This window comes from Arthrobacter sp. lap29 (genome assembly GCF_032458965.1).
Lineage (GTDB): Bacteria > Actinomycetota > Actinomycetes > Actinomycetales > Micrococcaceae > Specibacter > Specibacter psychrochitiniphilus.
In genome coordinates this window covers 19,288-42,125 of sequence record NZ_JAUCEK010000002.1, presented here as the reverse complement: position 1 = coordinate 42,125, position 22,838 = coordinate 19,288, and the positions used below count along the sequence as shown (strand labels likewise).

Sequence of the window (22,838 nt, the reverse complement as noted above, 5' to 3'; positions counted from 1 at the left end):
AATGTGGAAGCCGGGTTCTGGGTGTGCCAGGATGCGTTCTCCATGCGCGGTGACCGTGCCGCTGCTATGGCATTCGGGGTCAATGAGCGGCCCCAGGGCACAGGGGCTTCGACAATCTGATCAAGGCCCAGGCGGAGCCCGGAAAGCATGGCCAGGTTGGGGCGGAACCCCGTGGCAGGAACCAGCAGGTCAACCATGAGGCTACGGAGGCATTTTCCACGATGGTGATGTCACCATTGTCAACAAAGCGGCGCAGAGACGTGCCCAGTTGCCCACGGGCTGGCAACTGGTCTACTGCTCCGCCGCCGTAGAGGCGTACCGGGTTTGCTGTCCCGCGCAGTCCCCACAAAATGGTGGATCCGGGGCTCTGATGGCGCAGCCGGCCGAGGTTGATCAGCGTGTTCGCCGCCGAATGCCCCGCCCCCAATACCAGGATGGTTTTTCCTGAGAACTGGTCTCGGTCCACGCTCAGTGGATCCGGCAACGGTGAGGTGATGAATCCTGCATCCTTGGCTTCGGTTTCCGTGCGGATCAGAAAGAGCGAATCCTCCCGGCCTTGGGTGCGTGTTTTGTCCACGCCCTTGCCATCCTCACTGACACGGGTGATGTGAATGACGCGGTGGCCGTAGCTGATCACGGGAGCCAGTACCGGGTGGTTGGCCAGAGGCTGGAGGTATTCAGGGACCAGTTCCGCACCGGTGGGCAGACGGGTTTCCCTCGGTGTTTCCCAGCCACCTGCATAGTTCCCGGCAGAAGTTTCCAGCAGCCTGCGTGCCGCGGCATCGATGTTATACCGCCATGTAGAGAAAAGCTTGATATGCCCCCACTCCCGGATGGCAGCACCTGCTCCGATGATGACTACGGGGTATATCTGCTTCATTCTCGTCTCCTCCTGGGGCGGCAGGGGTGCTATTTGGTGGCGGGCAGAGGCTCTGAAATGAGGGTTTCGATGCGCGCATGGATGTCATCCCTGATAGAGCGCACAGCATCCACGCCTTGTCCCGCGGGGTCCTCGAGCTCCCAGTCTTCGTAGCGTTTACCCGGGAAGATGGGGCAGGTGTCCCCGCATCCCATGGTGATGACGACGTCGGATTCCCTGGCAGCCTCAGTGGTCAGGATTTTGGGAGTTTCGGCGGATATGTCAATGCCTACCTCTTTCATCGCCGCCACTGCGGCGGGGTTAACCATGTCAGCCGGGGCTGAACCCGCGGAGCGGACCTCAATTTGCCCGCCCGAGAGGTGATGCAGGAAGGCAGCCGCCATTTGCGAGCGTCCGGCGTTGTGAATGCAGACAAACAGGACGGACGGCTTGGGTGAAGTATTCATGCGCTGACCTTCTATGGGGTGACGGTGGTGAAGTACTTGCGAGACCAGAGGGCAACATAGGCCAGCATCACCATAAAAGACGGAGCCAAACCCACACCGCAAAGAAGCGGTCCACGGGAGAACGCTTGGCGCTGAGCGGCCCCGTCTGTACAGGTGCGGCGGCAAGCGTCACGGCACGGTCTGCAGAAAAATCAGACATCGATGAACATCAATATCTCGAATATGGTGACGTACATCGATGATTGTCAATCTCCCAAGATGTCCCGAGCTTCAATGCTGAGAAAGCCAGGCACACCACGTGAGCTCACCTGTTGTCCCGGTACAAGTTCTCCCGGTACTAGACAAGGTACAGGCGCCGGCTTCTGCCGCGGAATCGCAAGCTGTGTGCTGCACCCCTTCCCTCGGAAAAGAATTGTTGCGCGTCTCCGACGCCGAATCCCTCGCCACGCGCTTCAAAGCCGTGGCCGATCCCAACCGGCTGCGCATCCTCTCTATTATTTCTTCATCCCCGGATGCGGAAACCTGCGTGTGTGACCTTTCCGAACCGCTGGGGCTGGGCCAGCCCACTGTCTCGCACCACCTGAAGATCCTGGTGGACGCAGGCCTGCTCAATCGCGAAAAGCGTGGCGTCTGGGCCTACTACTCACTCGTTCCCGGACCGCTGGACAGCCTAGCGGCCACGCTCGTGTGTTCTTCATAGGTTCGTGCGCCCTAGGACATTCCAGATCATGCCCAGCAGTCTGTAGAAGTAAGCTGCGCAAAAATTTTCACGCCCTCCTAGGCTCGTGCTAGTACGTCTCTTGGCCCACTACATGGCAAAGTAGAACCATGGCCTCAGCTTCAGACCAATCAGCGCAACAAACTTCCTCCGAACAAGAGCAGGATCAGGACACTACCCCCGCAGCGCCAGCGGTGCTCGGGCTGGTGATGCAGACGGCGGATGTTCTCCACGGACTACGAACACGGGTGGCCCGCGCCACTGGTTTCACTCCCACCATCGTCGCCTACCCCGGCTACGGCACTACAACGTGGGTGCGTGTTCTAGCGCGCGTGGTCCTAAAATCTAAGCCCCCTGCAACCAACGGCAAGCTCCGGGGTTGGCGGGCGTTCACCAGCGTGCACGTCCGCAACAGCCAAGTAGAGGTGGAGATCGACGGCGCTATCCACACTGTGCACGCCGATTCCGGCGGGCTTGTGGACGTAGTAGTAGAAGCTTCCTTGGATCCTGGATGGCACACCATCATCCTGCGCAGCAAAGAGGCGCCCCCTGCGGAGGCGCACATCCTCATTGTTGCTCCGGAGACTACCTTCGGGATCGTCTCCGACATTGATGACACCGTCATGGTCACGGCACTGCCCAGGCCCTTCCTCGCATTGTGGAACACCCTTGTTCTGAGCGAAAAGGCGCGCACACCCACTCCGGGCATGGCCGTTCTGCTGGATAGGCTCATAGATAAACACCCCTGCGCTCCTGTCCTGTATCTCTCGACCGGACCGTGGAACGTAGCCCCGGCGCTGGTGCGATTCCTGGAGCGGAACCTCTATCCAAAAGGCGTGCTGCTGCTCACCGATTGGGGGCCCACCCGTCAACGCTGGTTCCGCAGCGGACAAGAACACAAAAACAATAATTTGAAACGGTTGGCCAAGGAATTCCCCAACATCCAGTGGTTGCTAGTGGGCGACGACGGTCAACATGACCCGGAAATCTATGCTGACTTTGCACGTTCTCACGCCGCACAGACAGCCGCGGTTGCCATCCGAGAGCTCTCCCCCGGGGAAGCATTATTAGCTGGAGGCCGTGCCCACGAGCCCAGATCAGAGTTCCTCCGCGGCGAGGCTGCATGGGTATCTGCTCCTGACGGGGCCGGACTCGCCCAACAGTTGCAGGACCTTGGTTTTCTCTGATGCCGCACATAATGCACTTTTTTCGGTGCAACCAGAAACGGGAAGGCTAAAGTATGAAGAAACCACCACACCCCGAATCCAGGGACCCGCAGTCCGGCAGTTCCGGTGAACTGGATAGCGACCGTTTTGTTGGGCAGACTGACCTCACCAGTTGGCGGGCACCCCTGGGACGCTGGCTCGTCGGTGTTGTGCGGTGGCTCAGCGCCCGGCTAGGCCCACACGCCTCGCTGATTCTCACGCTCACCGCCGGCGCAGTAATTGCGGCAGCTTTGACTTACGTTTCCGCAGAAGTTTACGAGGCTGTCGCTGAGGCAGATGGAGTTGCAGCGCTGGATCATCCGTTGCTGGAGGCCGCCAAGAGCGTACGCTCGCCCTGGATGGATGCGATCGCGACGGGTTACACCGACATCGCCGGAACCATCGGTATGCCCATCGTGGCTGCCACCATCATGGTTGTATTAGCGCTCAAACGCCGCTCGTGGACTCCGGTGATTCTTCTTCTCACCGCAGCCGCGGGATCGCTGCTGATGACCATTGTTGGCAAGCATCTTTTTGGTAGGGCACGCCCGCCACTGGCTGACGCCATCCCGCCCTACGAATACTCGCCATCGTTCCCGAGCGGACACACGTTGAATGCAACTGTGATCGCCGGTGTTGTGGCCTACCTGATCATCCTGCGTTTAGAAAGCCGTCGGGGCCGAATCGTTGCAGTGCTCGCGGCTGGAGCCTTTGCTTTCACAGTGGGATTGAGCCGCATCTATCTGGGGCACCACTGGTTCACGGATGTTCTCGTGGCTTGGACTCTCGGTACCGTGTGGCTGGTCATGGTCATCACGGCACATCGCCTGTTCCTGACCGTCAAGCGGACACCTCCGGGCTCCAGCTAGGCTAATAATTAAGTTCACCGCTCGATTCCCCGAAAACATGAGGCCCCGATGACAAAGAACAACCCGCAGCAGGGCAAGCGAGCCGCCGTGGTTATCAATCCCATGAAGTCCCCCGACGAACATTTCCAGGCAACCATCACGGAACTGTGCATCAACGCAGGATGGGATGAACCACTCTGGCTGGAAACTACCCAGGACGATCCAGGACGTGGCCAGGCCGCAGAAGCGCTGGAGGCCGGGGTCGACGTCGTAATTGCCGGCGGCGGGGACGGCACTATTCGCGCTGTGGCCGAGGTTCTTGCCGGTCAGGACACCCCCATGGGATTGCTGCCCTTGGGGACAGGGAACCTACTAGCGCGCAACCTGGGGATTGATATCGAGGACCCGGCGAAAGCAGTGCTGGGAGTGTTGGAAGGGGCCGAGAGCAAGATCGACGTCATCGTGGCAGCGCTTGACCATGGTGCGAAAGAACTGACGTTCTTGGTCGCAGCCGGACTCGGTTACGATGCGGCCATCATGTCCAACACCATGGAAGGCCTCAAGGACCGCGTGGGCTGGCTCGCTTATGTAGAATCGGGCATCCGGAACCTGCGGGGGGAGCCTGTCACTGCCCATATTTCCATGGACGGAAAGTCAGAGACGCATCACAAGGTTCGAGGTGTCATGGTGGGTAATTGTGGAAAAGTTATGGGTGGCCTAGAAATTTTCCAGGGCGCGGTTCCAACAGATGGAATTCTGGATCTCATGACATTCTCTCCGCAGCAAAAATTTGGGTGGCTAGGCGTAGTGGCCGGGGTCTTGGGCCGAGGAAAGAGCCGCGCGGTACGGTCCCTTGCGGGCAAGAGAGCAGAGATCACCCTGAGCAGCCCGCAAGAATTCCAGATCGACGGCGACCCTGTGGGCTTGGTATCTCACCTCTTGGTAAGTGTTGATCCATTGGCACTGACCATCAAGATGAGTGCCTCATCAGAGAAAAAGAGTGAATCCGAAGTGAGCGGGCGCCAGAGCCACACCAGCCCGCAGCTGCTTCTGTCCTCTGAAAACTGAGCAGCCACAACCTGTAAGGCCGGTCATGGGTTTCGCTTGCTATCCGGCGCCAGAGCGAAAGCGATGGGGACGGTCCCGATGATCCTCATCGAGACCGTCCCCATGGATGCCCCTGGAGCGTAGTCAGGTGGACCCGAACCAGAGGGTCTTGCCCGGCTCGGCACACAACCGGCGCGGCACACAACCGGCTCGGCGCACAACCTTAGAGCTGAGTGTCATCAATCCTGTCGGTGCGGCGAACTTCGTTTACTCCTTCTTGAGGGTTTACAACGGTGCGCCGTGTTGAAACCGAACGTCGTTTGCGGAACATGAATACCAAACCCAAGACGAACACCACCACGCCCGCGCCCATAAGGATATTGCCAACAAGGTCAAGGTCAATCCAGCTGAGCTCCATGTTGAGCGCAAATCTCAAGACTGCGCCGATGACGACCAGAAATATTCCAGAACCAATACTCATTATGTTTATCTCCTCAAAGTGTGGGAGGCGAACCCTGACACCCACAACGGTAGAGTTATCCACTTCTACTGCCGTGCATGCTGGGCGTGCCCCGGTTTTGTATCAAATGTAGCGCACTGTTGCCTACTCTGGGGCCAAACTCTAACATTCGACTGGACGTCACATTGGCATTTCCTTGGCAAACGCATGAGGAATGTTCCGCTATAGTTATTCACTTGTCGCATAAAAAGCGATAAGTAATTCCCACTCGAGAGAACGGAAATGACCAACATGCGCGGAAGCAGTCTTGTATGGACAATAGTCGGAGTACTCCTGGCAGTCGCCTTGATCATCTGGATCGTCTCAGCGATTTAGTACGTCTTCTTGACGTAGGAAAATGGCGGGCCTGATCCTCAGATCAGGTTCGTTCAAGGTAAGGGCTTGGGAGGCAAATTATTTTGCTTCCCAAGCCCTTACTGTGTCAAACAGGCGTATTTGCCGACTTTTGAGCGTCCCGCTCGCTGCAGTGTTTCACGGCCTCAAAGGCTTGGGTTGCTTCTCACGGAAAGCTCGCCCCACACTGAACCGTTCCAGTTTGATGCAGCTGTCTTTTATTGAAAAGGGTGGTGATTAGGGCCAAGAATTCTCCCCCGAGAGTTTGTGGCCGTGCAGTGTGTATGTGGCTCTTCTCGGTTGGTGGCTCCGAAGCTCGGAGTTGGCTCGAGCCGCTGCGCCGCTGGCTGATCTAATCACAGCTAAATGCCGGCCCTGCGCACCTTGAAGATACACGTCGAGGTTCTAACCTGCTCAACCGCAACTTAGAGCTACCGGCACCGAACCAGGTAGGGGGCACGGATTGTACGTACGTCTCGGTCTGCGCTGGCTTCGTCTATGCCACCAAGGTCGCCGACCTGCACCCCGCCCACAAAACGGCGGCATGCTTCCTAGGAGGGCTAAGTCACTTGCCGGACTTCTCTTTGATGAGGCGTAGAACACCACCCTTGTGCGCGGCAATGTGGTCGGTTTTATCGCTCTTTATTGTGTACTGCGGATCTTCCTCCGAGGCTCTATGAGTATGCCCCTTGTAGTCAAAATCAAACGTATGAACCTTGGTGATGTGACCTGTTACCCGCCCTGCCTCAGAATTCCATGAAACGTGATCCCCTACAGCGAACTTCTTGGACATGAGTACCCCTCTCCTTTGCCTAGTGTAAGCACCCAGTCCCTGGCTAGTCACGGCCTACCGGTGATGATCGCTGACTAGTCCCCAAGTCTGTTCGGAATATGTGGAAACTTATTCTCATCACAAGGTAGGGAACTGTGTGGAGCCGGATTCAGGGCATCACTGTGTTCCCTACCCATGGCGCACTATGTACCACTGCATTGACACATTATGGGGGTTCTTGACGATGATTGTTTTTCTTTACCTGACCGTCCCGGTGTTGCTTGCACTTCTCCTGGCCGCCGCCCCCTTGCTCCGACGGCGAGCGCGGGAAGCTCTCCGGCCGAGCCTGCCTCCATGTGAGCGTAGCCTCACGGCCATTGGCATGGTTCGAGCTCTTGGCACCATGATTACCTACCAGAGCTGGACTATATCCCCCTGGTGGTTTCCAACCTTTGACAGCAATAGCTTCTTGGTGATTCAGCTGATCCGGTACGGCCTACCCCTAGCGCTGAGCATTCTGGCGCTAGTGTTCCTGATCCTGCCGGCGCCGTCACCGGGGCCAGGCGGAACCGCAGCTCTGGCTCCACGCTCGCTTGTGACCTTCGCATCCCAAGGATGGGTGGGCTTTGCCGCCGGCGCTCTTCTTAGTGTTGCTCGCGGCGTTGACGTTTGCGGGCCTCTCTGTCATGTCCCGCCCGGCACTTGCCCTTGATGGTGGCGCAGATACCGCACTGAGAGCAGCACGTGTTCGCAACATTTTGGCTGCAACCACTGGTGGGCTCCTTCTCCACCTCAGCTCCATCCTGGAATCATTGGCCAGCACGTCTTCTCTGCGCTCCGGCTTCACTGCAGGAGCGGCCGGCTGGGTGGATCAGGGCACGTCCTTCGCCGCACTGGGCCCCGCCCTCTCCTTGGCTGCCCTCCTGACGCTCATTCTCGGCCTGGCCCTGTGGTTCTCCGTTCTTTTACGGACCCTGCCGGCCCGTACGCGTCAGCTGATTCCGTCAGTGCCGGCATGATCATCACACTCACCAAGTCCGGAGCTCCGCTGGTCAAGCAGATCGGGGACCAGATTCGCGGACTCATCACTACAGGCCTCCTTGCTGCCGATCAGCGGCTCCCCTCGGTGCGCCAACTGGCGGGTGACCTTGGCGTGGCCCCCGGAACGGTAGCAAAAGCCTATAGGTCTCTCGAGGCTGAAGGCTTTCTACTCACCCGGATCGGCAGCGGCACCCGAGTCAGCGCCCAGGCTTGTGCCACACCCCGGGATGTCCTCAAGGCAGCCATTGAACTGGCCCAGGCCGGCAAGCACGCCGGCGTGAGCCTTGACGACGCCGTCCGGGTCTTGCACGCCGTCTGGAACGAATAACGTTCAGGCCCTCCCACCACGGACGGGCGGGGCTCCGTGCCGAGATAGGATTTCGTGCATGGAAACCTCTCACACAGCACGGCTGCACCTTGAACTTGACCTTGAATTCACCAATCCCGGCGCGGTACAGGCTCACGCCCTTGCCTGGGCTCGGGATAACGCCGGAGAGAATGCGCAGACCCTGGCCGGGATGGTGGAGCAGGTTGGCGAGGGTGCCGAATCGGCCCTCATGATGCTGGTGGAGCCCTCTGAGGTGGTAGCCGGCATTCCTGGTGTTCAGGCCCTTGGCGCAACCATGTGGGTGCAAGGAACCGAGGACGAGAGCGAAGAGGACGAGGACGCAGAGGGCACAGATAGCACATTGGCCGACGAGGACGACTTCACACTCAGCACGCCCCACGCGCACGGGAGCGGAGCCCTCGAGAGCGAAGACGGCGAAGAGGATGAAGACAGCGAAGATGAGTGGCTGGAGAAGATTTTCAGCGATGGAGCCAAGCTGCCCGGACTCGATCTGGTGCGCCTGGGCTATGACCCGGAAGAGAGCAACCCGGACAGGCGTGGCAGCCAGCTTCGCGAAGCCACCATGTTGCGCGGCGCCATCAATTGGGCCTATGTGAGCTTGATCGATGAGCTCTTTGAGGACCTCTCACTTCTGCGCGAGAGCACCGAAAGTGCAGCCGAGACCCAGCAAATCGCCAACCTCCCTCCCCTGCACGCTGCCAGCTATGGACCGCTTTTTGCCCAGCAGTTCCTGACCGTTGCCATTGAACTAGGCTCGGCCCTGGCAACAGAGTTTGCGGCACCGTCCTGCGTGGCACAGGAATTGGCGTTGAAACTAGTTCTCGATCAGGTAGAGGCACTTGAATCCATGCTGCCAAACATGGCACTGGCCCAGGATTGGCGCGGCATGGCGGAGGACACCCTCTATGAGGATCTGGACCACGAGCTACTGTATGATCCGGCCATGGACGGCATCAGTTCCAGCCCCCTAAACGAATCGCTTGGAATAGCAGATCTGAACCTGTCCGCGTGGTTCACCCCCTTCAACGGCCGCGCGGTGAACCCGTACGCTGCTGACGAAGACTAAACGGCACCATGTGGGTGTGAGTGAGGTAGTGGGCGAGCCTGCCGCAGCTCTGAATACCCGGAGAATACTGAACTGAAAGTGGTTCCTGTGGGACATATCAAGCTCGTTCAATCCGCGCAGATCTATGTTTCTCTTTGACTTCCCTACGGGGAGGGTCCGTCCTCGGTGTGGGGATCAGATAAATTCCCTGCACCGATTTTGGGAATCTGGCGCTTCTTTTCATAGCGGAAATCCGAGGCCGTTTCACCGGAACTGCCGTTGGCAGAGACCAGTACGGCACGCTTGTTGAAACGTGCTGTTCTAGTCCGCTTCAGCCTTCATCGCCTCGGTTGAATCTCTGGAGACGCTCCTGCATTTCCCCGTAGGGTGTGGCCGGCGGAACTGGTTTCCCCTCGCGCAGGGCGTTGAGAACGTTGACCGCCGCGTCCACGGCTGCCCGGTACGGCAGGGAGCCGGAGCTCACCCGCCGGACCCCCAGTTCGCCCAGCTCTGCAACGCTCAGCGAGGGATGTGCCAGCACGTTCACAGGCAGTTCAATCCCGGCAGTGATGCTCCGGATATCTTCCGGGACCACAAGCCCGGGGACAAAAATGCCATCAGCCCCGGCCTCTGCGTAACTGCGGGCACGGCGTAGAACAGCATCCACGGTTGCCTCCTCGCCAAACCAGAAGTTGTCCACCCGGGCATTGATAAATACGGCCGGGCTGCTTTCCTTAATGGCAGAAATCTTAGAGGCTGCTAAGGCTGGATCTACCAGGCGCCCGTCCCGGCTGTCCTCAATATTGATGCCAGCAACTCCCTCCGCCACCAGCAGAGCCACAAACTGTGCAACCTCGGGGGGATCGTCGCAGTAGCCGTCTTCAATGTCCGCCGTGATGTGCACTGGCAGGCGGCACAGCTGCGAGGCGAGTGCTGCGGTTGCCGCCTTGCTGGCCCGGCCGCCGTCGGGCATGCCAGCGCTTGCCGCGATACCAAAACTGGTGGTTCCCACGGCGAGGAAACCTGCCGCCGCAAAGGCCAGTGCAGAGCCAACGTCCCACGCGTTGGGCAGCAGCAGTGGCACCCCCGTGTGGTGCAGCTCTAGAAAAGTGGCCACCGTTGACTCCCATCCCGCGCCCAACAAATTGGACAGTGTTCCTCCAGTCTACAAAGGCACACTGAAGCGGGCACAGGGGCATCCGCTTAATAGTTGGGTCAACCGGAATCTGATGAACGTCCTGCCACCTTTTTCCGAGCGAGGCGTTGCGGGTGCCACTACGCTGTTGCGGCTCCCGCTAGGCTGGGGCAAACACTGCGAGAGGACTCTCATGGCAACGCCCACCCCGGATGCAACACCTGGATTTTGGCTCCGCGACACGCTGGATCCAGAGGGCCACACCGTTGCCGGATTCGTCCCTGTCGGGTACCCGTTTTATGCCCGGATTCTGAACCCTGTGGGCGTTGAAGGCTTCGGCTCAGAGCCACGGCGGCTGGCGTGGAGCGAGGCTGCAGCGAGCGTGGGTGCGCCCGTCTACCCCTGGATGCAGTGGCACGAGACGGTTCTTGCTGCCGGCGGCGCCCTCCCCCGGGAGTGGACATCTCCCGCCATGGGCGATCTGGACCAGGTGAGAGCCCGCGCCCTCGTTGAGGTGTTGGAACAACATACCAGGACACCGGAGGAGTGCTTTTTTGCCCAGTGGGACGGCTATGCGCCGGTTACGGGCAACAACGGCTTGGTGACATTTCCCCCGGATCGGGAGATGAAAATCCTGGCCGGCCCGCTCAGCGACGGCGCACAGCCCACGGGCAGTCCCGGCAGCTCCGGCATGGAACACCCCAGCGGCGCACACGGGGGCCGGCGCCCACTGTATTGGTGGCCGCAGGACAGAGCCTGGTGCATGGGGCAGGACATTTACGCCCGCAGCGTTTTGTTGGGCGTCAGTGGGCCGTGCTTGAAGGATCTCTTCGCCCACCCGGATTTGGATATCTTCTCAGTCCGGCTCAGCGACGCTGTTAACCCTGAGGACGATTGAACCTGAGGGCAGGCGAACAACCGGCGGGACGGCTAAACAAGCGCCCGGATCAGCTTAGGCGCGGCCGCCGGGAGGACCAACGAACATCATGGTGGACATGATGCCGCCAACAAACACCACAAACACCACGCTCAACAGCACCGGGCGGTTGAGCATCCAGCGCAGCACCACCTGAACCCAATGCCCGTCGTGCGGGTGCGCCGTGGCTTGCGTGCGCCATTCGCCGTCGAGCCTGTTCTTCTTCTCCAGCCACCTATCAAAGGGGATGGTCAGGTACGGGACCACGGCCGTGGCTGCCGCGCCAAGGATCAGCCGCACAGGCCAGCGTTGGTTCAAGCCCACCAAAACCGCCGTAGTCACATAGGCGATGAACACCAGCCCGTGCGCAAAACCGCCCACCGTGACGGGCCAATCGCCCACTTTGAACACGTATTTCATGATCATTGCGGCAATCAGCAGCGTCCAGGTGATGGCCTCGGCAATGGCAAGGGTGCGGTAGAAAGTGCGTGGAGACATGGGCTGAATACAGTCCTAGGAATCGTGGGTGACAGAGTGTCGGCAAAATGCCATGTCCAGACTAGCGGTGATTTCTGGGAGGATCCTGCACACCCAGCCGCTTCCTGCGGGCCCGCGCCGAGGCTTCGCTGGGCGCGGTTGATCCCAAACTCCACCCCACGACGGCGAGCACAGCCTTGGTGGGTACCGTCACCGGTAACGGGAGCGGGCCAAGTGCCGGCGCACGCAGTTTGAGCATCTCCTGGTAGGCCGGCGGCAAGGAGGCCACCGCGGCGGCGAAAAGAACTTTGTACCCCGCCTGCTGCGAGCGCGGCAGCGGTGGGTTCTTGATGAAGGCAACAATTTCTTCAACACGCTCGTCATAGCGCAGCTCGGGGCTGAACGCGGCCAGCTGCGCCTGCAGTTCAGCCACGGTGGTGGGCGGGCTCGCCACCCTCATGAGGGTCCCTGCCACAGCCCAGTCAGCCACATAAGCATCCGCGCCTGCTGCAATGGGGGCCCCATACGCTTCATGGGTTGCCAAAAATGCCTGGGTGAAGGCCAAATGTACCCAGCGCAACAGATCGGGGTCGTTCGCCGTATAGGGACGCACCTCCCCGTTGTTGGCGGTGTAGCTGCCGGTGATGTACTCATGGATGCGCAGCACCTTGTTGGAGGCCGTCCGGGCAGCCTGCGTGTCACCATAACTGATGGTAAAGATCCATTGGATGGTCCCTGCCAGTCTGCCCAAAGGATCGCTGCGGTAGCTGGAGTGATCGTGGACGCCGGCCAGCGCACCCGGATGCAGGGCCTGAATCAGTAGGGACTGGATGCCGGCAACCAGGGTTGTCATTGACCCGTGCACCGCCCATGCGGCAGAGTCAGGCCCAAAGTAGCCGCCGTCTTCACCCTTTTCCAGGTCCAGTTCCCACTGGGGGATGGTGGCCGAGTTGTTACTGAAAGTGCCGCGCAACTCCCTGCGCCAGCGTTGCACAATATTCTCCATAACCCTTAGTCTGGTCCTTTTCTGTGCGGACCGCACCTGAGGCTCCCCAACAGCGTCCGGGACGCCTAGCGCCCACCACACTACCTAGGGCCTGGCTCCCAGCCATTAAGAGGGCCCGCAACAGCTATACCGGTCCAGCTCAGTGGTGGAAAGCCACCTTGTCCGGCACCTTACCGTTGAGCCTTTCCACTGACTTGTCAAGGTCCGCCAAGAACATCCCTGCCAGATCAAAAGTGAAGCCATTACGCACCACCACACGCAGCACGTCTATCTCAGCCATGCCCTCGGGCATGGGGTAGGCGGGCACAATCCAGCCAAAGCTGCGCAGCTCGTGTGAGAGGTCATAGACGCTCCAGCCATCCGGGGCGCTCACACTAAAGGCAAGCACCGGCAACTCCTCTCCCCGGCTGAGCAAAGTAAACAGTCCAAAGTCCGCGACGCCCTTGGCGATGGCTCCGGCAATGTCCCGCGAGCGCTGCTGGATGCTGCGGTACCCCTCAAACCCGTATCTGACCAGGGTGTAGTACTGGGCAATCACCTGGGCCGCCGGGCGGGAGAAGTTCAGGGCGAAGGTGGGCATGGAGCCGCCCAGATAGTCCACGCTGAAGATCAAGTCCGCCGGCAGGTCCTCCGCGCTGCGCCACAGCACCCAGCCCACGCCCGGATACACGAGCCCGTATTTGTGGCCTGAAGAGTTGATGGACTTCACCCGATCGAGGCGGAAGTCCCATAACAAGTCTTGGTCAAGGAAGGGGGCAATGAACCCGCCAGAGGCTGCATCCACATGCAGTGGCACATCCAGACCGGTGCTGGCCGCGAGCGCATCAAGCGCTGCCGCGATCTGCGCTACGGGTTCATAGGAACCATCAAATGTTGAGCCCAGCACGGCCACCACCCCAATGGTGTTCTCATCACACGCCGCAGCGGCCTGCGCCGGGGTGAGGTGAGTTGCCCCGTCGAGCGGGATAAGCCGTGCCTCAACATCCCAGTAGCGTGCAAACTTTTCCCAACACACCTGCACATTGGCGCCCATGACCAGATTGGGTTCGGTGGCATCCAGCCCGGCAGCCGCCCGGCGTGCACGCCAGCGCCACTTCAACGCCATCCCGGCCAGCATTGCAGCCTCGGAAGAACCCGTGGTGGAACAACCCACGGCGTCGGCTCCCCCAGTGGGCTCAGGGGCGTGCCACAGGTTCGCCAGAATATTCACGCAGCGCCGCTCAATCTCGGCCGATTGCGGGTATTCATCCTTGTCGATGATGTTCTTCTCCAGCGACTCCTGGATCAGCTCCACAGCCTGTGGCTCCATCCACGTGGTGACAAAGGTGGCCAGGTTCTGCCGCGCATTGCCGTCGAGCATGAGCTCATCGCGCACAAATTCCAGGGCAGCATTGGCATCGGAGGTACGCTGCGGCAGTTTGTGACGGGGAATGGAGCCAAGACCCCCATCGAAGGCTGCGTCCTGGATTGTTGCATCGCGATTGCTGTGGTGCCTGTGCAAACTCATGCTGCTCCCTGCTAAACCGCGGATGGTACGGATACACCGAGGCTAGCCAGTTCCGCAGCCAAAATGAAGAGGCTCGCCACGTGGCGGCTCAGCGTCCGGAGCATCAGCGTCCGGAGCATCAAGGCAGAGTACCGGTCACCACGGTGCCGGCAAGTTCGGCACTTCTAGAAATGCTGGTGCTGAATCCGTGTGCCGCCAGAATCGCTGCGCTGACGGGCGCCTGCCTGAGACTGCTTTCAAGGAGCAGGGATCCTCCTGGCCGCAACCAGTCCGGGGCTGTTGCAGCAATGCGCCGGTGCAGTTCCAACCCGTCGCGGCCTCCGTTCAGGGCTGCGTCCGGCTCATGGATCCGGGCTTCCGGCGGCATGAACGCAATGGCAGCCGATGGAACGTAAGGGGCGTTGGCCACAATGAGATCGAATCTTGTGCGCAACAGGGCCGGAATGGGGGCAAATAAGTCCCCCCAATAAACGTGAGAACCAAATGGTGCCAGGTTTTTGGTGGCACACACCACGGCGGCCCGGTCTACATCCGCCGCGTGCACCTCACAAGCCATGACGCGAGCGGCACCGGCGTCGAACACCAGAGCCGTGGCGATTGCGGTTCCCACTGCGCCGCTTCCGCAGCACAGGTCAAGGATGCGTGGCAGAGTCCCTCCCCCGCTGTGCGAACCGAGTACCGCCAAGGCTCGTTCCACCAAATACTCGCTGCGCCGCCGAGGGACGAATACCCCCGGGTCCACCGCAATGTGCAGCCCGCAAAACAGGGCCCAGCCCACAATGTGTTCCAAGGGATAGCCCTCCACCCTGCGGGCAAGCATGTGAGCAAGTTCCTGGGCCGTGGCAGCACTCACATCCAAGATCGCGGCTTCTTCTTCAGCGTAGACACATCCGGCGGCGCACAGCGCAGCAACAATCTCCGCCCTCTTCAGCCGTGTGCTTTGCCCCATACCAACCACATGATAGTCCTGCCACTACGCTATGGGCATGAGAAATTCAGCAATGCCACCCAATGAGGGCTTTCTTGCTGCCCTGCGCCCGGCGCTGGATCTAGCCGCCATCCCGGAGAAGGCTGAGGGCATGGCCGCTTACATGAAATCATCGATGCCCTTCAAGGGGGTGCCCTCCCCCATGGTTCGCCAGAGCGTGCGGGAACTGGCCAAAACACATCCCTTCAACAGTCTCGCCGAGCTGGCAGGCACCTGCATGACGCTTTGGAATGACGCCGCACATCGGGAAGAACGCTACGCCGCCATCATGCTCACCGACTCCCGGCTGGGCCGCGGTGAACAAGCCTTGCTGCCGTTCTACACGCTGGTCATTGAAACGGGGCAATGGTGGGATTTCGTGGACGCCGTGGCCCCGCGCATCTTCGAGCTTTTGCAAAAGGACCGCACACTCATGGAACCGCTCCTGCGCCAGTGGAGCCAGCACAATAACTTGTGGTTCCGCCGGGCCGCCATCATTTCCCAACTTCCGGCAAAGAACGCCACGGACACGCAATTGCTCAGCGACGTCATCGCTGTCAATACTGCGGATAAGGATTTTTTCATCCGCAAAGCCATAGGCTGGGCGCTGCGCCAGTACGCACGGAGCGACCCGGACTGGGTGCGCGGCTACGTGGCGGCGCATGAAAACCTTAGCCCGCTCTCCCGCCGTGAGGCCCTCAAACACCTTGGCTAAGGGTGGGAACACTGGCTAGTTCTGGGGAGCTTCCCCGGCCCCGACGAGTCCGCGCCTGGGCACGAAGAGCCCCCGCGTCTTCGTGTCCCAGAACATGATGTAGAGCACGCCCGCCAAGCCCACCACAATGGCCACGGCACGGATCAGCACCACCGGAATCCACGGGAAGACGCTGAGCTGGTCCGTTAGGGCGATCATGGTGAAGAACGCCGTGAGGTACAGCGCCGTGCGCAACTGCCACCCTTCGGCAATCCCCGTCACGGCGAAGAACGCCAACAACCAGAGCATGTACCAGGGCTGGATCATGGGAGCCATGAGAACCACGGCGGCGAAGGCCCACGCCATGCGTCGCAGAACTGCTTGGCTGTAACGCTGCGCTTCCTCCAGGACGGGGGTGCCGGCGTCGAACTTTTCAGTAAAAGGTGCCGCTGCGGCCTTGACCGGCAGGAATGCCAACGCCATGACGAGCAGAATCGAGGCGATCTGTCCCATGTTTTGAATGACATCGGTGACAGCAGGGCCGGCACTGCCAAAGAATCCCACCACAAAGCCCACCACGTTGGAGAACAACCCCACGGGGGCGTACCAAATCCAGACCGTGCCGGGCGTTTGCAGTGCCGCGAGCCAGCCGAAGCCAAGCCCGTTGATGGCACCCATGAAGGCCATGATGGCGGTGGAGATGCCAAGGGTGGCTGCCCACAGACCAAACTTGCGCACCCAGCCGGCCTGCGAGCCGGCCCACAACAAGCCCACAAACGGCAGGGCGATCAAGGTGATGGGTTTAATCGCAATCGAGGCCGTGACCAGCAAGATGCCCAGTACCGGACGTTTCGCCGAGGCGTAATAAATACCCGCCACCACCAGCCCCAGCATGAGCGCATCATTGTGAACGCTGGCAATGAAATTGATCAGAACAACAGGGTTCAGCACCACCAGCCACAGGGCCTGCTGCGGGTTGAATCCGTGGCGGGCGGCAAGCTTGGGCACGTAGATGGCCAAGAGAATAACCCCGGCCAGGCAGGCGAGCCGGAACGGGATGAGAGCAATTTCGGGGCTGTGTGAAGGCAGCAGCACGGCAATTTGTTCCAGCCATAACCACAGCGGGCCATAGGGTGTGGGCGCTTCGGTCCAGAGCGTGTCCGGGCCCAGCAAGTAGTAGTTATTGAGTGAGGAGATGCCGTCCGTGTAAGGGTTCAACCCCTCCAGCATGAGCCGGCCCTGCCCAATGTAGGCGTAGGAATCTCGGCTGAACAAGGGCAGCGCCAGCATCATGGGCGCAACCCACAGGATCAAAGCCTTGATGAGGATAGGGCGGCTGCTGGCATCCCAACCGGCCAAATGCGCACGCAACCGCAACCAGGCCCGCAACATCAATACCGCACCAACACACAGCAGCACGGTTGCGGTGATAACAGCCACAGGCGTGGTTCTGGCCAGAATGAACAACGGATTCCGGATCAACACCGAACTGCTGGCCAGCCACCCCACCCCGAAGGAGCCCAGTAGCAGCATCACGGATCCTGCGAAACCTTGCCAGAGCGCCGAATCGGCTGTTCCCGTGCGGAACGGAAGCTTCCGCAAGGATTTGCTTGACACCTTGTTTGACACCTCCGGCCGGGCGCTGTGCGTGCTGGTCAACAACTAACTCCTGATCGTTTCCGCCGGTGGTGGCGGCTGCGGCTGGCATGATCTCGCTCTGACCAGCCCGGGCAATTTGGTGGCGCTGCGCTAACATATAAGCAGCTGCGGACCCCGTTCTTGGCATTCTACCCACTTCATCTGGGCAGTCGGCAGGAGCAACGCCATCGAATTGGTGTGATCTTGCTGCAGCTGCTCTGGCCCGGGCCCGGCCCGGACCACCCCACTCTCGAGAAGGACCGGACCATCTCCACGGACAAATTCTTTGCCGCTCTCAGCCGAACCCGGGATGCGTTGCTGCCCGCGAAGACCCAGAACTGGCTAAAAACCCCTCGCGGTATGTGGCTGGTCTTCGCTGGCGTGCACCTTGTTTTCCTTGTCTTGGCGGGCGTGCTCTCGCTCCGCGGGGAGGCTTTTAGCGACACGTTCATTTACCGCATCTGGGCTTCAGTGGACTTCAACGGCGACCGCGTTCTGGGTCCCAGCCCCTGGGTGTATCCGATTCTGGCGCTGGTTCCCATGTCTGTGGCCTACATTTTTGGCCCGGCACCGTTCTTGTTCCTGTGGGTTTTGATGATTGCCGGATTGAACACCTTGGCCTTGGGCAAACTCACCAGCTGGGGCCGCAACACCAAGGCTATTCCGGCGGCACTGTGGTGGATCGCCTTCACCACCTTGCTGGCCTGGCTGGGCTTTGCCCGCGTTGACGGGCTCACCGCACCCGTGGTTTTGATCGCACTGTCTCTGGGCGTGGCCAGCCCGTTCCTGACCTCGTTCATCCTGAGCGTGGCCACCTGGACCAAGGTGTGGCCGGCTGCCGTGGTGCTGGCGCTCTTCACCGTGGTGAAAAAGCGGGTGCAGGTGGTTCTGGCCGGTGTGCTGGTGACGGCGTTCGTGGTGGCGCTGGCGTTAAGCATGAACGCCATGCCGCTGCTGCTGAACTTCCTCCTAGAACAGGGCGATCGCGGCATGCAGCTTGAGGCCACCTTCACCACCCCGTGGCTGTGGATGAGCGTGCTGGGCATTGGCGGGGCGCGCATGTACATGAACCGGGATATCAACTCCATGCAAGTGGACGGTCCGGGCTCGGAGTTCATGAGCTTTTTGATGCAACCCCTACTCATCGCCGCCGCACTGTTGGTGGCGGCGCTCATTTTCTGGGCGCTTCACACGGGCAAGCGCAATGGCGGTGCCGACAGGACGGCGCTGCTGCTCTTTGGCTCACTCGCCCTGGTCACCGCCTTCGTGGTCTTCAACAAGGTGGGCTCCCCCCAGTTCATGGTCTGGCTTGCCCCGGCAGTTGCCGTCGGTTTGGCCCATCAGTGGAAGGCGTGGCGAGTCCCCGCCACCATGCTCATTGGCGTGGCCGTCCTGACGTTCCTGGTCTACCCCCTCTTCTACGACGCCCTCTCCCACAACAACCCCCTCATGGCAGGTGTCCTAACGGCCCGCAATGCCCTCTTGGTGATCCTGTTTGTGTGGAGCGTACGTCAGTTGGTCATCATGGGCCGCAACCCCCAAGCTATTCCCAGGCACGACGCCGTCACCTCCCCCGCCGCCACCGAAGCTACCGCACTGGCTGGCCCGGACACCGCCGCGGCCGTGGATAGTGGCGCTGCTCCGGATAGCGCCGCACACACGGGCCCGGCCGCTGTGACCGAGGAGTCCTAAGATTTCAGCTCCCTTGTTTGACACAGTTCTGGAACGGGCGGTGGCAGTGCGCGGCCGCCTCCTGTCTCCTTCGGCTATTGCCTGGTTCCGGACCCCTGCCAGCGTGTGGTGGGGATTCGCCGCAGTCCACGGCTTTTTCCTGGCGTGGATGATGAGCTTCATCATCCACGGCGAGACTTTCAGTGACACCGAGCAATACCGGCAATGGGCGCAACTAGGCTACAACCCAGCAGTTCTAGGCGATGCGATCAGCCCGTGGGTCTACCCCTTGCTGGCACAGCTGCCCATTTTCGCTGCCAATATGTTTGGACCATCCCTGTATTTGCTGGGCTGGACATTGATCATCACGGCCTTGAATGCTGTGGGCATGGCGTTCCTAGTGCGCGGCACACGGTCCCAGACGGGTATTGCCCCGGCCTGGTTCTGGCTTTTTTTCACCATTTTCATGGGTTTCCTCAGCTTTGCCCGGGTGGAAGGGATCACCACCTCATTCGTATTGGTGGCTCTGCTCTACGCTTCCGAACGCCCTGTGGTGGCGGGACTGCTGCTCTCTTTGGCTACGTGGATCAAGGTCTGGCCGGCCGCTGTTATTGCTCCCCTGCTCATTGCCAGCGCGCGGCGTTTCCACGTGTTTCTCACGGGCGTGGTGGTCAGCGCTGGCGTTGCCGCGTTTGCGGTATTGACGGGGGCTGGCTCGCACCTGCTTGATTTTGCCATCAACCAGGGTGACCGTGGCATGCAACTTGAGGCCACCTTCTCCACCCCGTGGGTCTGGCTCAGCGTGTTCAACATAGGTGGTTCCAAGATTGCAGACAACGTGGCCATTAACTCCACCGAAGTTTATGGTCCCGGCGCCGAGGTGGCAGCCTTCTTGATGCAGCCGCTGCTCATTGTTGCCGCATTGGCGGGGGCACTGCTGATGGTGTGGGCCCTGCGCCGCGGCGCCGAGCGTCAAGAACTCCTGCTAGAAGGCTCATTGCTGATGGTCACCGCGTTCATCGTGTTCAACAAGGTGGGCTCCCCGCAATTCATCATCTGGCTGCTGCCAGTGGTGGTGGCCGGGTTGGTTCATGACTGGAACCGTTGGAAGGTACCGGCAACTCTGCTCATGGGGATCGCCTTCATGACCTTCATCATCTATCCGCTGTTCTACACGCCACTGATTCACGCGAACCCGATCATGGCGGCTGTGCTGACCGCCCGGAACGTGCTCCTTGTGACACTGCTGGTGTGGGCTGTGCGCCGAACAGTTGAACTGGGCCGCTCTGCCATCCCCGCTCGCTCTGCGAAGTAGGCACCACCTCGGTGCAGAGCCGCTACCTCAACGTAACAGGCGCAAAGTCACTCTCGCGGCTGTTCAATAGCTTGCGGGTGTGCACATCCAACACCAGCAAATACACCACCCCGGCCAACGCCACGGCCGTTGACAGCACCCGGGTTTGAACCGGTAGTTGCACAAAGTTCCAGACAAAGAGCTGGTCTTGGGCGCCGAACACCACAAAGAAGGCAACCGCTACGTAGCAGGCCTTAATCTGCCAGTTGTTGCGCATTCCCGTCACGGCCAAAAAGGGCAAGAACCACAGGATGTACCAGGGCTGGATGATGGGGGCCAGAAGCACCACGGCGGCAAACGCCAACCCCATCCGGCGCACCACCTTGCTGCGGTCACCGAAGAGTACCAACCAGGCCGCTATCAGTATGCTGACTGCCGTCAACACGGTCCTGAATCCCCCGCTGACCGCCAGACCGTCCAGGCCCACGGCGTTAGCCGCCAACTCCACCATCTGGCCACCGAACCCAGAAGGCGAATAGCCGGTGTAGCCCGGGGTGGTATCGGTAAGCGCCCACGTCCAGCCAAGGCCCAGCTGGTGCCCAATGCCCATGAGCCACAACAACAGCAGGCTCAAGGATCCCGTGCCAGCCCAGAACAGGAACCGCCGGCCCCAGCCAGCTGACGTGCCGGCCCACAAAAGCCCAATAAAGGGCAGCAGCACTATGGTGATGGGTTTGACGGCGATGGATGCGGTGACCAGTACAACACCCAGCAACCCCCGCCGGGTCGCAGCAAAATACGTACCCGCCACGGCCAGTCCCAGCATGAGCGCATCATTGTGGGCGCTAGCAATGAAGGAGATGAGGAACAACGGATTTGCCACGGAAATCCAGAGCGCCCGGGCGCCGTCAACGCCGTGCAGGGCTGCCAGCTTGGGTACATAGATCACGCAAAGCACCACACCAACGCACGCAAGGCCCCGGAAAAACAGCACCGAAACATCGGGTTGACCTCCCGTCACGGCAACAACACCGCGGCTCAGCCAGAGGAATAGCGGCCCATACGGGGTACGGTTTTCAGCCCAGGACGGGTCCGTGCCAAGCATGAACCAGTTACTCAACGCCGAGATTCCCGTGGTGTAAGGGTTCAACCCTTCAGCCATGAGCCGGCCTTGACCAGCGTAGGCGTAAACATCACGGGAAAAGATGGGTACAGCAACAAAAAGCGGCGCACCCCAGGCAGCCACCGCCGCCACAACGGTGCCCAAGGAGCCGGCCTCCCAGTTGCGGAGATGCTGGCCCAGTCTCAGCCAGGAGCGCAGCAGGAGCATTGCGCCAAGGGTCAGCAGGGTAGTTGAAATGAGCACACCTGCGCCCTCGGTGCGCAGTGCAATAACCATCGGATTGCGGACCATGGGCGAGCCATTGGCTATCCAGCCCACGCCAAAGGAGCCAAAAAGGATCATGGTTGAGCCAATAAAGCCCTGCACCACAGCAATCCAAGGGCGCCGGTCGGCCGTTCCATGCTCAGGCACAGCGGGCTCCAACGCTGTCATTGAAAGTCTCCGGCCGTCGTCGTCCATTTAGGTTCCCAGGACCGCACCACGGTCCCGAAGACCCAATTTTAGCTCAGGCGGCGGTGAGCGCAGGGTTCACGGTACATTGGAGCGGTGGCTATTACTAATGAACGCATTGTGTGGATTGACTGTGAAATGACCGGCTTGGATGCCGTCAATGACGCCTTGATTGAGGTGGCGTCGCTGGTAACCGACTCCGAATTGAACATTCTGGGTGAGGGCGTTGATGTGGTGATCAAGCCCAGCGACGAGGCATTAGCGCAGATGAGTGATTTTGTGCGCAACATGCACACCACGTCCAAACTGTTGGATGAGCTGGCCGGTGGCACCACCATCGAGGACGCCCAGGAGCAGGTGCTGGCCTACATTCGCAAGCATGTGCCCGTGGCTAACAAGGCCCCCCTGGCTGGGAACTCGATTGGCACCGACAAGGTGTTCCTCTCCCGTGACATGCCCGAGCTCGTGGAGCACCTGCACTACCGGGTCATTGATGTCTCCACCATCAAGGAGCTTTCCCGGCGCTGGTTCCCGCGCGCCTACTTCCAGTCGCCGGCCAAGACCGGGGGCCACCGCGCGCTGGGGGACATCATTGACAGCATCAATGAGCTTAAGTACTACCGAGAGGCCGTTTTTGTGCCCGCTCCGGGGCCCGACACAGCCACCGCCAAGAAGATTTCGGCCAAATATTCCGGATAAATTCCGGATAAATACGGGATAACTTCCGCGACTTGACGCACTTGAACCGCTGCAATA

Annotated in this window: 24 protein-coding genes; 12 read left to right on the top strand and 12 right to left on the bottom strand. The window is 60.3% G+C overall.

What is annotated here, in order from left to right; all coding sequences use genetic code 11:
* Positions 1 to 79: 79 nt before the first annotated feature.
* The 3 genes from RY113_RS03290 to RY113_RS03280 all read right to left on the bottom strand — a co-directional run bounded on the left by RY113_RS03290 (position 80) and on the right by RY113_RS03280 (position 1,525).
* The gene (locus RY113_RS03290) at positions 80 to 880 is read right to left on the bottom strand and encodes a hypothetical protein (RefSeq protein WP_396334205.1); all 801 of its coding nucleotides are present in this window, start codon (positions 878 to 880) and stop codon (positions 80 to 82) included.
* 29 nt (positions 881 to 909) lie between these two features.
* Complete coding sequence (locus tag RY113_RS03285) at positions 910 to 1,326, bottom strand: arsenate reductase ArsC (RefSeq protein WP_110107562.1); 417 nt, start codon at positions 1,324 to 1,326, stop codon at positions 910 to 912.
* Between the two features lie 67 nt (positions 1,327 to 1,393).
* Positions 1,394 to 1,525 (bottom strand): hypothetical protein, encoded by a 132-nt coding sequence (locus RY113_RS03280; RefSeq protein WP_315913453.1) that lies wholly within the window; start codon positions 1,523 to 1,525, stop codon positions 1,394 to 1,396.
* A gap of 99 nt (positions 1,526 to 1,624) precedes the next feature.
* Here RY113_RS03280 and RY113_RS03275 point away from each other — a divergent pair, with 99 nt between their 5' ends.
* The 4 genes from RY113_RS03275 (at position 1,625) to RY113_RS03260 (ending at position 5,165) form a co-directional block, all read left to right on the top strand.
* The gene (locus RY113_RS03275; RefSeq protein ID WP_373366691.1) at positions 1,625 to 2,026 is read left to right on the top strand and encodes an ArsR/SmtB family transcription factor; all 402 of its coding nucleotides are present in this window, start codon (positions 1,625 to 1,627) and stop codon (positions 2,024 to 2,026) included.
* A gap of 128 nt (positions 2,027 to 2,154) precedes the next feature.
* Positions 2,155 to 3,231, top strand: a complete 1,077-nt coding sequence (locus RY113_RS03270) for an App1 family protein (RefSeq protein WP_245932305.1) — start codon at positions 2,155 to 2,157, stop codon at positions 3,229 to 3,231.
* A gap of 53 nt (positions 3,232 to 3,284) precedes the next feature.
* Positions 3,285 to 4,118, top strand: a complete 834-nt coding sequence (locus tag RY113_RS03265) for a phosphatase PAP2 family protein (RefSeq protein WP_315913450.1) — start codon at positions 3,285 to 3,287, stop codon at positions 4,116 to 4,118.
* A 48-nt stretch (positions 4,119 to 4,166) separates the two neighbouring features.
* Entirely contained in the window at positions 4,167 to 5,165 is a 999-nt protein-coding gene (locus tag RY113_RS03260; RefSeq protein WP_315913448.1) for a diacylglycerol kinase family protein, read from the top strand.
* A gap of 202 nt (positions 5,166 to 5,367) precedes the next feature.
* Here RY113_RS03260 and RY113_RS03255 read toward each other — a convergent pair whose 3' ends face one another.
* Positions 5,368 to 5,625 carry a DUF6458 family protein gene (locus tag RY113_RS03255; protein WP_110107568.1) on the bottom strand — a complete coding sequence of 86 codons (258 nt, stop codon included), beginning with the start codon at positions 5,623 to 5,625 and terminating at the stop codon, positions 5,368 to 5,370.
* A 937-nt stretch (positions 5,626 to 6,562) separates the two neighbouring features.
* Positions 6,563 to 6,790, bottom strand: a complete 228-nt coding sequence (locus RY113_RS03250; RefSeq protein ID WP_315913446.1) for a DUF2945 domain-containing protein — start codon at positions 6,788 to 6,790, stop codon at positions 6,563 to 6,565.
* Positions 6,791 to 7,395: 605 nt separating this feature from the next.
* Here RY113_RS03250 and RY113_RS03245 point away from each other — a divergent pair.
* The 3 genes from RY113_RS03245 to RY113_RS03235 are packed head-to-tail and all read left to right on the top strand — an operon-like array spanning position 7,396 to position 9,225.
* Positions 7,396 to 7,788, top strand: coding sequence for a hypothetical protein (locus RY113_RS03245; protein ID WP_315913444.1), 393 nt, complete (start codon positions 7,396 to 7,398; stop codon positions 7,786 to 7,788).
* Entirely contained in the window at positions 7,785 to 8,138 is a 354-nt protein-coding gene (locus RY113_RS03240; RefSeq protein WP_315913442.1) for a GntR family transcriptional regulator, read from the top strand. Before RY113_RS03245 ends, RY113_RS03240 begins: the two co-directional genes overlap by 4 nt.
* 58 nt (positions 8,139 to 8,196) lie before the next feature.
* A complete protein-coding gene (locus RY113_RS03235; protein ID WP_315913440.1) occupies positions 8,197 to 9,225 on the top strand; it encodes a hypothetical protein in 1,029 nt (342 codons plus the stop codon).
* Positions 9,226 to 9,535: 310 nt separating this feature from the next.
* On the opposite strand, the gene RY113_RS03230 is transcribed toward RY113_RS03235, so the two are convergent.
* Positions 9,536 to 10,321, bottom strand: coding sequence for an isocitrate lyase/phosphoenolpyruvate mutase family protein (locus RY113_RS03230; RefSeq protein ID WP_315913438.1), 786 nt, complete (start codon positions 10,319 to 10,321; stop codon positions 9,536 to 9,538).
* 211 nt (positions 10,322 to 10,532) lie between these two features.
* On the opposite strand from RY113_RS03230, the gene RY113_RS03225 reads away from it, so the two are divergent.
* Entirely contained in the window at positions 10,533 to 11,237 is a 705-nt protein-coding gene (locus RY113_RS03225; RefSeq protein WP_315913436.1) for a hypothetical protein, read from the top strand.
* A 54-nt stretch (positions 11,238 to 11,291) separates the two neighbouring features.
* Here the strand turns inward: RY113_RS03225 and RY113_RS03220 are convergent, their stop codons facing one another.
* The 4 genes from RY113_RS03220 to RY113_RS03205 all read right to left on the bottom strand — a co-directional run bounded on the left by RY113_RS03220 (position 11,292) and on the right by RY113_RS03205 (position 15,194).
* A complete protein-coding gene (locus RY113_RS03220) occupies positions 11,292 to 11,753 on the bottom strand; it encodes a DUF3817 domain-containing protein (protein ID WP_315913434.1) in 462 nt (153 codons plus the stop codon).
* A 61-nt stretch (positions 11,754 to 11,814) separates the two neighbouring features.
* Positions 11,815 to 12,738, bottom strand: coding sequence for an oxygenase MpaB family protein (locus RY113_RS03215; protein ID WP_315913432.1), 924 nt, complete (start codon positions 12,736 to 12,738; stop codon positions 11,815 to 11,817).
* A 139-nt stretch (positions 12,739 to 12,877) separates the two neighbouring features.
* Complete coding sequence (locus tag RY113_RS03210) at positions 12,878 to 14,245, bottom strand: glutamate decarboxylase (RefSeq protein ID WP_315913430.1); 1,368 nt, start codon at positions 14,243 to 14,245, stop codon at positions 12,878 to 12,880.
* A 118-nt stretch (positions 14,246 to 14,363) separates the two neighbouring features.
* On the bottom strand, positions 14,364 to 15,194 hold the full coding sequence (locus tag RY113_RS03205; RefSeq protein ID WP_315913428.1) for a putative protein N(5)-glutamine methyltransferase: 831 nt from the start codon (positions 15,192 to 15,194) through the stop codon (positions 14,364 to 14,366).
* Between the two features lie 37 nt (positions 15,195 to 15,231).
* Here RY113_RS03205 and RY113_RS03200 point away from each other — a divergent pair, with 37 nt between their 5' ends.
* A complete protein-coding gene (locus RY113_RS03200) occupies positions 15,232 to 15,927 on the top strand; it encodes a DNA alkylation repair protein (protein WP_315913426.1) in 696 nt (231 codons plus the stop codon).
* A 15-nt stretch (positions 15,928 to 15,942) separates the two neighbouring features.
* On the opposite strand, the gene mptB (RY113_RS03195) is transcribed toward RY113_RS03200, so the two are convergent.
* On the bottom strand, positions 15,943 to 17,523 hold the full coding sequence (gene mptB / locus RY113_RS03195; RefSeq protein WP_315913424.1) for a polyprenol phosphomannose-dependent alpha 1,6 mannosyltransferase MptB: 1,581 nt from the start codon (positions 17,521 to 17,523) through the stop codon (positions 15,943 to 15,945).
* 219 nt (positions 17,524 to 17,742) lie between these two features.
* Here mptB (RY113_RS03195) and RY113_RS03190 point away from each other — a divergent pair, with 219 nt between their 5' ends.
* Together RY113_RS03190 and RY113_RS03185 are read left to right on the top strand one after the other, a co-directional pair.
* Positions 17,743 to 19,236, top strand: coding sequence for a hypothetical protein (locus RY113_RS03190; RefSeq protein ID WP_396334202.1), 1,494 nt, complete (start codon positions 17,743 to 17,745; stop codon positions 19,234 to 19,236).
* Positions 19,237 to 19,276: 40 nt separating this feature from the next.
* A complete protein-coding gene (locus tag RY113_RS03185) occupies positions 19,277 to 20,530 on the top strand; it encodes a glycosyltransferase 87 family protein (RefSeq protein WP_315913806.1) in 1,254 nt (417 codons plus the stop codon).
* Between the two features lie 22 nt (positions 20,531 to 20,552).
* Here RY113_RS03185 and mptB (RY113_RS03180) read toward each other — a convergent pair whose 3' ends face one another.
* The gene (gene mptB, locus RY113_RS03180; protein WP_315913423.1) at positions 20,553 to 22,064 is read right to left on the bottom strand and encodes a polyprenol phosphomannose-dependent alpha 1,6 mannosyltransferase MptB; all 1,512 of its coding nucleotides are present in this window, start codon (positions 22,062 to 22,064) and stop codon (positions 20,553 to 20,555) included.
* Positions 22,065 to 22,178: 114 nt separating this feature from the next.
* Here mptB (RY113_RS03180) and orn point away from each other — a divergent pair, with 114 nt between their 5' ends.
* A complete protein-coding gene (orn, locus tag RY113_RS03175) occupies positions 22,179 to 22,781 on the top strand; it encodes an oligoribonuclease (RefSeq protein WP_315913422.1) in 603 nt (200 codons plus the stop codon).
* Positions 22,782 to 22,838: the final 57 nt, after the last annotated feature.